The organism is Isosphaeraceae bacterium EP7 (assembly GCA_038400315.1).
Taxonomy (GTDB): Bacteria; Planctomycetota; Planctomycetia; order Isosphaerales; family Isosphaeraceae; genus EP7.
This window is the reverse complement of the sequence record CP151667.1, coordinates 6,731,253-6,744,116: the sequence shown is the minus strand read 5'-3', so window position 1 is coordinate 6,744,116 and position 12,864 is coordinate 6,731,253. Positions and strand designations below refer to the sequence as shown.

Genomic DNA, 12,864 nt, shown 5'->3' with positions numbered 1-12,864 from the left:
TCAGCCCTTGATGCCGTATTTCTGCTCGAAGGTGAAACCCGCCACGCGCCGGATCGCCTCGACGAGCAACGGCTCGCGGAGGTCCGACGGCAAGGTCGCCCAGCGGTCTTTCCGCGGATTCCCGAAGTAGAGGACCGCGGCGTGCCGCGTGAGGTCGCCGTCCACGCGGAGATCCAGGTCGTAGAACCCCAGGCTCCGCCGCAGACGCTCTACGTCCGCGGGCTTGCCGGTGAGGAACTGCCAGTCGCACAGCCCGTCGCGGACGCGGTCCGCTCCGTAGATCGACGCATAACGCCGCAAGGCGCGGGGCGAATCCTGCTCCGGGTCGAGCGAGATCGAGACGATCAGCAGGTCGTCTCCGAAGACCGGGCTCAGAATCTTGCGCAGGCTGGCGAGCCGACTGCTGGTCCCGGGGCACGTCCCCCGGCAGACGGTGAACATCGTGTTGACGATCAAGGCGCGTCGCCCGACCAGGTCGTCGCGGAATCGAAGCTCCCGGCCGTACTGGTTCGTCATCGGGACGTTCGCGAAACCGTCCGAGATCCTCGTCACGGGGGGGCCGTCGGCCATCGCCCCGAGGAATTTCGCAAGACTCGCCAGCATGGATTTCATCCGATCATGTTCGCAGGATCACGGGTTGATCAAATCCGACCAAGCGAGCGGGCGCTCATCGCCCTTCTTTCGCGCGAGGGGGGATCTGGTAGGCTCCCCCATCCTCGACGGGCGTCGTGGGAATCGCCGAATGGGACCAGTCGAGCTCCCCGATCCGGCGATGCGACTCGTGGTAGCCCGGGGCGGACGGGTCCGGCTGCAACGTGACGTCATTGCCGTGGGTCCGGGCGTCGGGCGCGATGTTCGCGAGCTTCCTCCGGCGGTCGAACCGGTCCGGCTTCCCCTCGGCCTCGGCGTCCGTGAAGGGCCTGGGGACCGGCTCGAAGTTGTGCATCATTCGCATGTCTTCGTGTTCAAGGTTGTGGCAATGGAACACGAAAGGCCCGTTCCAGGTCCGGAACCTCATGCGGATGCGTGCTACGGTGTTCGGGCCCAGGACCTGAGTGTCGTGGAGCCCACGCTGCTGTCCTTCGTCGAACTTGTCCACCAGTTCCACGAGGTTCGCCAGCCGGGGGATGGCCGGCGGATCCCCGGTATCGATGATGCCGTCCGCCTCGAAATCCTTCTGGTAGCTGATGAGTTGGTGGCTTTCGAGATGGATGTGGATCGGGTGCCACCAGCCGCCGCCGCCGTTGCGGAGAATCCACTCCTCCGCGGTGCCGATCGTGGGGGTGGCGTTGGCGATGTTGGGGTCGTAGAACCGGCCATTGACCTTCCACGCCCCCTTGCCACGCTCGAAGATGAACTCGCGGACGACCTGCACCTCGTCGTCGCCGATCGGGTGATGAGGGATGAGTTCGGTCCCGTGCTCGACCTTCGCGTCGAGCTTGCAGTCGAGGGGCGGCCCCTTGACGATGATCTTCATCAGGGGGATCGGACGGTCCAGTTCGGCGATCTTGGACTCCGGGATCCCCTTCTTGGCGTCGGCCTCGACGTCGATCGGCAGGGGGAGCACGCGGGGGTCGCCGCCGTCCTCGAGCTTGACCCTGGGGCCGCGACCGTCGGCTTGGGGCATCGTGTTGACCAGGTAGAAGACGGCCTGATCGTCCCGCGACTTCAGGTGCGACGCGAACAACTTGAAGTCGACCACGAGGTCCGCGCGGTTGGCCATCGCCAGGACGACGCTCTTCTTCTGCTCGGCCTTCGACCAGAGCCAGGAGTCCTTACCGATCCTCAGGAAGGGCAGCGAGGCCTCGTCCATGCTGCCACCGCCGATGTCGTCCGCCTCGACGACGCCCACTTCCGCCGGCACGGCCGCCGGGACCGAGGCCGGCTGGCCCCCGAACCGGGCGTGGAACTCTGCCTCGGAAAGCAGCCTCAAGCGATAGATCCGCGAGTTCGACCCGTTGAGGAAGCGGAACCGATACTTGCGGTTGCTCACGTTCAGGTGGGGATAGGCGACCCCGTTGAGCAGGAATGTGTGGCCGAGATAGCCGTTGTGCCCCGCCGTCTCATAGGCAACCTGCCCCGTATTCGGGTCGATCACCTTGTCCTGGAGCACGATGGGGATGTCGAACGGGTTGGCATAGGGTTCCTTGCAACGCTTGTAGTAGCCCGGATAGCCCGGTTCTTCCAGGTCTTCGACGTCTCGGGCGGACGTCTTGACGCCTTGCCGCTCGGGATCCTCGCACGACTTCGGCCCCAGGCCCGGCAAGGTCCCGTTCGCGATCAGTTCCAGTTCGCGTTCACCGAAGCAGAGGGCGAAGCCGGCGAGGCCTTTGGCCACGTTGTAGCCCGTGCCGTCCATCCCGTGGTCGTGATACCACATGGTGGATTGGGACTCGCCGTCGTCCGCCACCAACTTGTGCGGGCTCAGACACATGGGCCGGGCACGCCCTTTGTCGGATTCCATCGGCTTCCTCAAGGGGAGGATGTTGGGGTAGAAGTAATCACGCGACTTGCCCTGGAGGACGTAGAACGAGGGGAATCCGTCGCTATGGGACGGGCTGTGCGCGCCGTGCAGGTGGACCGAGAGCTCGGTCTCCAGATGGTTCTCGAACCGGACGACGACGGGTTGCCCGAGCCTCATCTTCATGGTGGGACCAGGCACCATGCCGCCGTATCCGTAGAGCCTCGCGGGAAGCGCGGCGTGCGCCAACGCCTTCTTCGTCTCGAGGATCGGCATCTTGAAGCACTTGATCGGGAAATGACCCCAGTTGTGGATCAACTCGACCGCCTCGCCGTTCTCCTTTCTTTCATACGATTCGACGAAACCCATATTTTCATGCTTATCACTCCAACATTGGGAGGCCGTCTGTCCGGGCTCCGGCCGGCAGCCCAGGTCCTTCCAATGCAGCGGCGTTTCGCCCCACTCGCGGGCGATGCCGTGGAAGACGTGTCCGATCGGCACCGGGTCCGTGGGGCTGAAAGGGGGAGGCGTCCCGCCGGGTGTCGAGGTGAGCGCGTCGTACCACCCGACGTTCACCGGTCGCGGGACGAGGGGGATCCAGAGCTCGTCACGGAACGCCCAGCTCGGCAACTGGTCCTGCTTCGCCTTGTCGAATCTCGCGGTCGGGTCGTCGTAAGGGCCCGGCAGTTCTTGCGCCTTAGCGCCCCCCGCCAGGACGCTCATCGCCGTGGCCTTCAGCATCGAACGACGATTAATCATTTGATGTTCCGTTAATTTGCCAGCCTGGCTGCCGGGAGCGGATTCACGGTCACCCTCGCGAATCGCTCATCCCCGATTATGGTTCGTCGGGTCATATGAATCATGCGAGGTTTGTACTTTTACAGGATCTCTCGCAAGGTTCTATGGTGTCGTGCCGAAATAAGGAAGATTTTCCTGACCTGCCCCGGAAAGTTGGACCAGGAAATTGGGGGACGTCACTCGAGTCTTAAAGCCTGTTGGGAAAGCGTGACCTAGCCTTCTGGAATGGACACACGAATCGCGTATCCGAGTGACCTGACCCACGCCGAGTGGGCCCAGGTCTGCCGCGTTATCCCCTCACCCAAGCCGGGCGGGCGGCCCGCCAAGCACGACCGGCGGGACATCGTCAACGCCCTGCTGTATGTCGCGCGCACCGGCTGCCAGTGGCGCGCGATCCCGCACGACCTGCCCCCCTGGGCCACCGCGTACTGGTACTTCCGCATCTGGAAGGCCGACGGCACCCTCGACCGCCTGATGGACCTGCTCCGAGGCGACCTGCGCCAGGCCCACGGCCGGCCGCGCCAGCCGTCGGCGGCCATCCTCGACAGCCAGTCGGTCAAGACGACGGAAAAAGGGGGCCCCGAGGTTACGATGCCGGCAAGAAGGTCGCCGGCCGCAAGCGGCACATCCTCGTCGACGGCCTGGGGCTGATCCTCTCGGTGGTCGTCCACGCCGCGCGTATCCAGGATCGCGACGGTGCGAGGCTGGTCCTGGCCCCGCTGCGGCACCGCTTCATGCGGCTGCGGCTGATCGTCGCCGACGGGATCGACAACGGCGGGATCGCCGAGTGGGTCCATGCGTTGCGGGGCCGCAACCGGCTGCGGCTGGAGATCAAGGCGAAGCGCCCCGGCGACGGCAAGTTCGAGCCGATCGCATTCCGCTGGCGTGTGGAGCGGACCTTCACCTGGCTGGGGCGGAACCGTCGGCTGAGCAAGGATTACGAGGCGACGACCGCAAGCAGCGAAGCATTCGTCAAGTTGGCGATGATCCATCTGATGGCCCGCCGACTACCGAAAATGTAGCTTTCTCAACAGGCTTTAAGTGGCTAGCCAGAAGTTCTCGGAGAGGATGCGGGCGGTTTGGCGTCGTTGTTTGCCGGTCATGGCCATCAGGTGATCGACGGCACACTCCAGCGAAACGTCCAGCTCGGGCGTCGGCTCGTTGGCCAGGATCTGCCCCTTGATCTCGCGCCACAGGCCCTCCATCGGGTTGAGCTCCGGGCACGCCGTCGGCAGGAACCGTAGCTCGATGGAGAACTGCTTGGCCAGGGCCCGCGACCGCCTGGCCGTGTGCGGCGAGCCCCGGTCCAGGAACAGCACGATCCGCCAGCCGCGCCAGGTCGGGCGGAAGTGCCGCAGATGGCTCTGGAAACTGTCCTGGTTCCATTGCCCGGCGCGGTCCAGGCGGAGCGTGCCGCGGCCCACGGCGATGGCGCCGAAGAGGACGCGGCGGTCGCGGTTGCCGGTGATCGGCACCTCGGCCTGCTGGCCAGCCCTGGCCCAGGCGGCCCGCAGCGGCGGAGTCTCGGTGAGGATGGTGGCGTCGGAGAAGAGGACGACGGTGCGCGTGCGTCCGGGCAGCCCGCGCCTCAGCCCCCTTTGGCCTGCCGCCAGGTGGGCGATCGGCGCGAGAGGACGAAGCGGGGCCGCTTCCAGCGATAGCCCAGCCCGTGCAAGGCCCGCCGCATGGTGGTGCCGCTGGCCTGCTGGCCTGAGGCCCGGTTCAGGTGGGCCAGCAGCAGGGGCACGGTCCAGTTGGTGTGGCGATAGCCGGCCGCGCGGGGATCCGTCCCCAGGGCGGCCTCGGCCGACTCTTCGGCGGCCCGCCTGGCGGCCGGCGGCCTGCCGGCGCGCGGGCGATCGCCCAGCGACGGGCTTGGATCTCGCTCCTTGGCGAACCGGCCGGCCCAGTTGTAGACGGTCGATCGGCTGACGCCGAGCCGAGCGGCGACGGCGAGCGGCGGCTGGCCGGAATCGAGGTCCAGCAGGGCCAGGGCGCGGTGGATGACGCGGCGGTCGTCGGAGTGACGGGCCAGTCCGCGCAGGTGCTCGCGCTCGGCCGGCTGGAGTGTGATCAGGGCCATGGTCGCGAGTCCTCTGTAGGGCTATCGCAACCATAGGTCAACTCCGGGGAGTCGTCCAATCACTACTGGTGACCTACTTAGTTTGTTTCCCGAGAATTATCACGAATGTGTGTAACATCATTCAACTATGGGAGGGAGGGGCTCGGGAGGCGACGATGTCCAGCAGTGGACCGCTCGTCAAATCCCACCTAGACCAACCCCTGAGAACCCGCCTCCCATGTCGCGAATCGCCCCCCCTGGCCGCCCTCCTCGCCCTCGGCATCAGCAACTTCGCCGGCGCCGCCTTCACCATCGAGGCCTCCGTGGTATTAATCAAGAGAATCCTCGCCCGGGCAGAGACTACCCGCATCCGCTCCCGCCGCGAGGATTGCCTCGAGGCGCCCCGGTATTGGCTGGCGGTTCTCAATCTCTTGGGCGGATCGAGTGGTCGTTAGGTCCGGCAGCATTACCGGCCCCGATCCGGACAGAAAGGGCCCAACCATCCTTAGGATCAATAAACAAGGTTTCGGACCGACTCAGACCTTGGCCGCGACCTTGGCGAGATACTGGTCGATGCTGTGGTCGCTGACGCTGGGGAGGAAACCTTCGAGTTGCGGAGCCTCCATCGCCTCAGTGCCGGCAATTCTGGCCCGGGCCCGCTCTTCTAGTAGCCGGGCTCGCATCCGATCGAATTCCTCCTCGGTCATCATAGGGGGGGCCTCAGGCGAGGGCGCGACAGGGCCAATTGCCTCGTTTGCCAACGCGGTGGCGGCCGATTCGAATCGGTTCTCGAGACCACCGCTCGCATCGAAATGAATGAGGCGACCAACGTGGTGGAACGTCGGCGGGACGCGGGGCACGACGTCGTCGTCGTTGACGAACCGGAAGTATTTCCCGGCGTAGTGGCCCTCGATGAAGGTCGGGAAGTCCCCCTTGCCGACGGCCGGCTGGCCGTACGTATAAATCCAGGAAATGGGAAATTGTCCCTGCCATTCCGCCGCGGCGACCGAGGCGAGAGCGCCCCCAAGGCTGTGGCCGGTCAGTAGCACCGGGCGTCCGGAGAGGCCCGAGAGCACCGCCCTCAGCTGCGCATCGACGACCTGGAATGCCCCGAGGAAGCCACGGTGGACTGTGCCGTACCCTCGGGTCGTGCTTAGGGCATTCAGATTTCCCAGCCAGTCTCCGAGGCTCTCGGTCCCGCGGAACGAGACGAGGGCCACATCGTCCGACCAGGCCACGAAGCACTGGGTATCGTCCGACTCGATGAACCGGCAATCCCGCAACCCCCAGGTACTGATCGCCGTGCTTCGGACGACGGCCTCCCCGTCGTATGCGAGCTTGCTGGCCAGGGCGAGCGACAGCGCGGTCTCCCACTCGAACCGGCCAGCCCCGAGCGAGCCGGCTCGGAACCGTCCCATGGGTACGACAGGCGCGGGTCGCCCGAACAGCCCCTCTCGCGCCGTCACACGCCCGCCGGGCGGAGTCGGGGCCGGGGCGATCGACGGCATCGGCGGCCCGATCGTGACGGTCACGTGAAGTGGGATCGTCCAACTCATGGCATACGTGCCGGACGAGTCTCGGGATACTTGGGGCTTCAACGGTGGCATCGCCGATGACGAAGGGGACTGCGGGGCCTGCCTCGGGTGATCTCCTGGGGACGATGGCTGACCGCCGCTTTTCGAATTCGAACGTTCGTTCATCGGTGAGACCTCGACGGGACTCTTACCGCTGTCTGCGTAAGTGGGACGCGAAGTTTCACGGCACGGAGCTGTTCCAGGCCCTTCGACAACTCCTGGACGATCTCGCGGGGTGCGACCGCGTCCGCGTCCTCCCAGTGGCGGAGGGCGACGGCGAAAGCCTCCACGGCATTCTCGAAGTCGCGGTCGTCCTTCGCGACGATCACGAGGCCTCCGGCCCTCAATCGCCAGAAGGCGAGACGGAATATCTCGACGTCGGACAGTGGCTCGCCGGCCGTGGCCGCCCCGGTCAATCGTTCGGCGAGGCCGATCGACTCCTCCAAGAGAACCGGACGGATGATCGCGAGGGCCTGGGTCGTCTTGATATTGGCGATGTACGGGCTGAGAGCGGAACTGATTTTCTTCAGATCTTCGATGCGGGCCCGATCCGGCGGATGGCCGCTCGTGATCCGCTTGATCTCATCCTTGAACTTCGAGCGAAGAAAGTCGCCAAACCACAATTTATGATCGTCGTTTGGGTCGTGTTCGACGAGTTGCTCCTCGAGCCGCTTCCAGTTCTTGGCGGCCGCGTTGGCGGCTTCCTTGTCCCCGGCGAACAAGACCTGGCCGAGCGTCTGGATGATCAGGAGCTTCTTGGCCGCGTGAGTCTGGTATTGCTCTTCACGCATCAATAACATCGCGGTCGCCAGGGTGGACGTGCTCGTCACTGTTGCATCGAGTTTGATCGCTTCCTGCTTCTCTCGCTCTTGCGAAGCCACCTTCTCGATCAGGCCCTTCTCTCGTTTTAGAACGACTCTCTCATTTTCTAGCGCCTTCCCGCGTGCCACCTCGGCCTTCACCTTCTCAGCGAGGGCCATTTTCTCACCTTCCAACGCATTCGCCTTATCCTTAGCCAGCTCGACATTCTTCTCCGCCAGAGCCACCCGTCTCTTCGCCTCCAAACGTTCCCTGAACGCGAAATTCGCCGCCAGAGCCACCCGGCTTTTCGCCTCCGAACGTGCCCTGACCGCGAAGAAGATTGCAACCGCCGCCAGGATCGCGAAACTCACCGCAAGAAGGCGGGAGAGTCGGACGCCCCGGACCTCCCGCTCTCGGGAGCCACTTACGAACTTCTTCTCGAGGTAGTTCAGGTCGTGGTAGCCCACGATCCGGTTCAGCAGCGAACCCGTGACGAGGGCTACGGGGTCCTGGCCGGCCCGGTCCCAGAACCGGACGGCGTCGCGGAACTTGCGCCGCTCCTCCATCTCGGACCGGAGCAAGCCCCACACCCGTGTCAGGGCCTCGTACCGCAGTTCGACGACATCGGCAGTCGGGTCGGCAGCTGGAGTTACGCGGATCGCTTTGGCGTCGGCGAGCGCCTCGATCACTGCATCGACCCGGGTCGCCGGCCCCTCGGCCCGGAGGTCGGAGCGGGTGGCGGCGGCCAAGTGGAACGTGTCCGAGTCCGGCGACATCCGGACGAGGCGGAGCAGCACTCGAGGGGCTAGGTCCCGGTACTCCGCCGGCAGCGCCTGAAGCCGACGGTCGGCCTCCTCGACCACGCCGAGGACGGCGTCGGCCGCGAAAGGTGCGAGCACCGTCACCGCCGGCTTGACCCGGGACGTCGGCCCGCGGACGGGCGTCTCGCGGTATTCGGTGATCAGGGACGCCGCCCAGTAGTCGATCAGGGCCTGGGCCTGCTTGCGGTCGTCGAGGGAGTCAAGCAGGGCTCCGGTGGCGACCGCCCGGCCGATGAACTCGGTCGCACGCGCGAGGTCGGCCGGCCCGGGTTTTTCGGGTAGGCTCGACAGCAGTTCGCCGTGGGCCGCCAGGATGTTCTCGGCTGATCCAAAATGTTCGGTCGCCGGTTTTACGTTTGGGGGGAGGAGGTCCGGCACGTCAGATTACTCCGAGCAAGATGTTCAAGTTGCCAATCGTCTCGGTTAACTGTTCGGCCAAATCGAGGAGCCGGTCGTCGACGTCCTTGAACTCGTGCCTGGAAGCCGCGCGAAGCGTGAGAAAGATGTTCTCTGAGGTGGCCAAGTCCGTTGCTTGCTCCAATCCTTCTGTCAGGGCGACCGGATCGGCCGCCGGGTCGAGTGCCGAACCGGGGGGGCAGACCCGGGCGATGTCTGCCTTGACCCGGGGCCATCGCGGCACCCGGCGAGCCGGCGACGCGTTTGGGAACGCTTCCGCCGTAGTCAGGGCCGAATCAATCTTTTGCCAGATGTCATGAACAGAGGTCAGCCCCACCAGTTGTGGTGTCAGCCCACGAAGCGCGATGGCCCCGGCCTTGAGTCGGTCAGCCACTCCTCCGTCCGTCCCGCTGGCAAGGGACGACATCGTCGTGGCCAGGGGGTCAAGTTGGAGGCCGAGCCGGCGAGCCGCCCCGATCATTTGATCGTTTATCCGGATCGACTGCGGCAGAAGTTGGGCGAGGGCCTCGACGGCGGCCGTCAGCGGTGCCCCGTCAACGGCCCGGACCGCCTCACGAGCGGCTACCAGGGCCTGATCGAACTCGTCCACCCAGATCGTCTCTTCGGCCTCGCTCAGCAGCCCGCCGATCGCTTTACGAGCTCGACGGGCTTGTCGCTGGAGCTGGTCGGCAAACGCCACCAGGTCGCGACCGGCAGTCGGGTCATCCGGGAACGCCTGCGCTGCCCTAGAGACCGCCGTTAGCTGCATCTGGAGTGTATGAAGGCAGTCGTGCAAGGCCTTGTACCGAGCCAGGTACGTTAGCTCATCCCGGACGATCTTGAACTGGGCCTTTGTCTCCCCGAGTGCCGCCTGGACCGCCGGATCGGCCTTAGCTCTCTTAGCCACGGCTTCGAGGGCTTCGTTAACCTCGCTGATCTGCTTCTCAATCGGGGGCGATTGCGCATCGCCCCGGATGCGGCCGATGAATTGCCGCAGCCCATCGTCGAGTGGCCGCTCAGCAGTGACCGCTCCAAGGAACTGATCAACCCGCCCGTGCCTGTCTAGGTGTGAGATGAGGTTATAGGCGACCTCCAAGAGGCCGGTCTTCGGAGTCGCAATTTCGACTTCCAGGTCGAGCTCGAGATGAGTCCGAGTCAGCCGCGTTAATTCTGCCAAGTTGAAGAGCTGGCACAAGATGTGGGTCAGCTCGCCGACTTGCCGGCCGGTGAGGACGACGAGGGTGTGCATCTGGGGAGACATCGGGGTCTGGCTTTCCTGGGGTCAGCCTCGGTCGCCAGATCGTCCAACGAGACCCATAGTCGGGTCGGGTTGCCCGCCGGTCGACGTCTGCCTGCGCGAGCGGCCGGAGCAGCCCGGGTCGATCGAAGACGAGCGAGGAACGAACGCGTGTCCAACCTTCGTCGGGGCTTCGTGTTGACCAATCGGTGATGCGTCCCCGCCGCAGATATCTACGAGAAGAGTGTACCCCGATCGGTCTGATGCGGGAAGTGATCGGCTCGCGGACGCACGATCCGCGACCGAATCGATTGGGGGACATGGCCGTTGCAGTTCCTCGAAGCGACTGATATAGCAGACGCCGTCTCTCGCTCAGGGCACCGAAGTCGACGGGCTCGCCCTCGGGACGAAGTTTCGCAGTTGCCGAGGACCTCCCTGACGCGGGAGGCATAAGCCCAACGATGAGGAGCATGCCTTGGACCGAGTCGAGAAAGCCGCGAGATTGAAGGCCATGCTTGAGAAGGTCTCTGCCGACGGGCTAGACGGCCTGATCACGAAGCATGAGACGCTCACCGAGAGCTTCGGCGGAGAGACACCACCCGAGGAGGCGAACGCCGTCGAGGGCTTGCGCAAGATCGCGCAGGACCGATTCGACCGCGTCACGACGGACGAGTTGAATGGCCTGGAGGCGATCGTCCTGCTCAAAGAGCGGCCGGTCGTGCTGGTGCGTCGGACTGTTGGCACTGCCGTGTCTAAGGTCGACTACGATAAGTTGCCCGACCCATGGACGCACCTCAATAGCGGCGCCCCGAAGAAGCGAGTTCTCGGCCTCCTCCCCTCGATCGGTCGGATCGAGGTCCCGAACCTCCCGCAATACCCCTTCGCCGGCACCGGTTTCGTGGTCGGCCCCGACCTCGTGCTGACCAATAAGCACGTCGCCAAGCTGTTCGCGGAGGGATTGGGCAACCGAGGGCTGATCTATCGCCCGGGCGACGCCGCGATCAGCTTCCGCCGCGAGATCGACACCCCAGAGGGCACGGACGAGGACTACGCCCGGGTTCGCGAGGTCGTGATGATCCACCCATACTGGGACATGGCCGTGCTCCGGATGGAGGGCCTACCCGCCGCGGCGAAGCCGCTGACGCTGTCGGTCGACGCCCCGGAGGCGCTGACGAATCGTGAAGTCGTTGTGATCGGCTATCCGGCGCAAGACCGGAGGAACGACCTGGACGTTCAGAACCGGATCTTCAATCGGGTCTTCGACGTGAAGCGGCTCCAGCCTGGCCGGCTCCGCGAGCGTCAAAAGGTCCAGAGTTTCGGTAACCTGGTGAATGCCCTGACCCACGACAGTTCCACTCTCGGGGGGAACTCGGGCTCTGCCGTGATCGACCTGGTGACCGGCCAGGTGGTCGCGTTGCACTTCGCTGGGGAATATCTCAAGGCCAACTACGCCGTGCCGGCCTATGAGCTGGCACGAGACAGTCGAGTTGTGGCCTGTGGGCTGAGATTCGCCGGGGCGGTGCGGGCCACGAGCGACTGGGCTTTTGCCTGGGACCGCCTCGGCGGCGAGACGGCAATCAGGGAAAAGGAAGGGGACGATGACCGGACCAACCTATCGACCCCCGGGCCGAACCCGTCCGGACCCGTTCCAATGGCCGGGGGGACAGTGACCTGGACAATCCCGATCCAGGTGACCATCGCGCTCGGGGCGCCAGTGCCGGGGGAGATCGCGTCGACGACGGCCGCGACCCCAGAGGCCCAGGTCGAAGCGATGAGGATGCAGGTCCCCGTCATCCTCGATGGGCTCGACGAGCGCGAGGGCTACCGGCCCGATTTTCTCGGCCTCGGGGAAGACGTGACCATCCCTTTGCCCACGCTAACCCAGTACGGGGAGGCGGCCGTTGCCCGACTCGACGACGGCACCTGGGAGCTGAAGTATCACAAGTTTTCGGTCGTGATGCACAAGACGCGGCGGCTCGCCCTGTTCACCGCCGCCAACAGCGATTGGCAGCCCGAACACCGGCTGATCAACGGCCGCAAGCCGAGCCGCAAGGAATTGACCGGCCTCCCTGACTTCGTCGCCGAGCAGTGGGTGATTGACCCACGCATCCCCGGGACAAACCAGCTCCCCGACGCCTTCTTCTCGAAGGATGAAGGCGCCTTCGACAAGGGGCATCTTGTGCGCCGCGACGACGTTTGCTGGGGCGACACCTTCGAGGACATTCAGATGGCCAATGGTGACACCTTCCACACGACCAATTGCTCGCCACAGGTTGGTGCCTTCAACCAATCGGCCAAGGGGCAGGACAACTGGGGCGACCTGGAGAACCTGATCCAGGCCGAGACGAAGGCAGAGCGGGCGATTCTATTCTCCGGCCCGGTCCTCGCGGAGGACGACCAGGTGTTCGACGGCCGCGACGTCCACGGGCGGGTCCGCGTCCTAATCCCGCGTTCATTCTGGAAGATCGTCGTCGTCGCCGGCGAGGACGGCCCCGAGGCCTTTGGGTTCGTGATGGAGCAGGACCTCTCGGCCGTGCCCAGGCCCGAGGAGTTTGCGGTGCCGGCCAAGTGGAAGCGGTTCATGCGAGGGATCGGGGCTATCGAGGAAATGCTCGGCGGACTGGTGAAACTGACTGAGTTGAAGCGGTATGATCGTCACGACACCGAAGAGGGCCGTCGAGTCGCCGAGGCCGTTTCCGTGAGGTGAGCGGTAA

General features: G+C 65.0%; 9 protein-coding genes. 2 read left to right on the top strand and 7 right to left on the bottom strand.

Annotated elements, in window-relative coordinates:
- Together EP7_RS26675 and EP7_RS26670 are read right to left on the bottom strand one after the other, a co-directional pair.
- Window positions 1-603 (bottom strand): SCO family protein, encoded by a 603-nt coding sequence (locus EP7_RS26675; RefSeq protein ID WP_463525297.1) that lies wholly within the window; start codon window positions 601-603, stop codon window positions 1-3.
- A 64-nt stretch (window positions 604-667) separates the two neighbouring features.
- The gene (locus tag EP7_RS26670; protein WP_463525296.1) at window positions 668-3,220 is read right to left on the bottom strand and encodes a multicopper oxidase family protein; all 2,553 of its coding nucleotides are present in this window, start codon (window positions 3,218-3,220) and stop codon (window positions 668-670) included.
- 264 nt (window positions 3,221-3,484) lie between these two features.
- On the opposite strand from EP7_RS26670, the gene EP7_RS26665 reads away from it, so the two are divergent.
- Window positions 3,485-4,281 (top strand): IS5 family transposase gene (locus tag EP7_RS26665; RefSeq protein WP_463525295.1). Its coding sequence is split into 2 segments (ribosomal slippage): window positions 3,485-3,830 and window positions 3,830-4,281, totalling 798 coding nucleotides; the frame shifts between segments, so codons are not numbered across the junction.
- A gap of 15 nt (window positions 4,282-4,296) precedes the next feature.
- Here EP7_RS26665 and EP7_RS26660 read toward each other — a convergent pair.
- The 5 genes from EP7_RS26660 to EP7_RS26640 form a co-directional block, all read right to left on the bottom strand.
- Window positions 4,297-4,839 (bottom strand): transposase, encoded by a 543-nt coding sequence (locus tag EP7_RS26660; RefSeq protein ID WP_463528469.1) that lies wholly within the window; start codon window positions 4,837-4,839, stop codon window positions 4,297-4,299.
- 8 nt (window positions 4,840-4,847) lie between these two features.
- Window positions 4,848-5,342: a helix-turn-helix domain-containing protein gene (locus EP7_RS26655; RefSeq protein WP_463525294.1), complete on the bottom strand. Its 495-nt coding sequence runs from the start codon at window positions 5,340-5,342 to the stop codon at window positions 4,848-4,850.
- Window positions 5,343-5,857: 515 nt separating this feature from the next.
- Window positions 5,858-6,853: a lipase family protein gene (locus EP7_RS26650; RefSeq protein ID WP_463525292.1), complete on the bottom strand. Its 996-nt coding sequence runs from the start codon at window positions 6,851-6,853 to the stop codon at window positions 5,858-5,860.
- A 164-nt stretch (window positions 6,854-7,017) separates the two neighbouring features.
- A complete protein-coding gene (locus tag EP7_RS26645) occupies window positions 7,018-8,559 on the bottom strand; it encodes an nSTAND1 domain-containing NTPase (RefSeq protein WP_463525291.1) in 1,542 nt (513 codons plus the stop codon).
- Window positions 8,560-8,896: 337 nt separating this feature from the next.
- Window positions 8,897-10,162: an effector-associated domain EAD1-containing protein gene (locus EP7_RS26640; protein ID WP_463525290.1), complete on the bottom strand. Its 1,266-nt coding sequence runs from the start codon at window positions 10,160-10,162 to the stop codon at window positions 8,897-8,899.
- Window positions 10,163-10,661: 499 nt separating this feature from the next.
- Between EP7_RS26640 and EP7_RS26635 the strand changes: the two genes are divergently transcribed.
- Window positions 10,662-12,857, top strand: coding sequence for a DNA/RNA non-specific endonuclease (locus EP7_RS26635; protein WP_463525289.1), 2,196 nt, complete (start codon window positions 10,662-10,664; stop codon window positions 12,855-12,857).
- The last annotated feature ends 7 nt before the right edge of the window (window positions 12,858-12,864 follow it).

Excerpts from the sequence above, each read along its gene's own strand:
- EP7_RS26675 (WP_463525297.1), bottom strand. The coding sequence starts at position 603 with ATGCTGGCGAGTCTTGCGAAATTCCTCGGGGCGATGGCCGACGGCCCC.
- EP7_RS26670 (WP_463525296.1), bottom strand. The coding sequence starts at position 3,220 with ATGATTAATCGTCGTTCGATGCTGAAGGCCACGGCGATGAGCGTCCTG.
- EP7_RS26655 (WP_463525294.1), bottom strand. The coding sequence starts at position 5,342 with ATGGCCCTGATCACACTCCAGCCGGCCGAGCGCGAGCACCTGCGCGGA.
- EP7_RS26640 (WP_463525290.1), bottom strand. The coding sequence starts at position 10,162 with ATGCACACCCTCGTCGTCCTCACCGGCCGGCAAGTCGGCGAGCTGACC.
- EP7_RS26635 (WP_463525289.1), top strand. The coding sequence starts at position 10,662 with ATGCTTGAGAAGGTCTCTGCCGACGGGCTAGACGGCCTGATCACGAAG.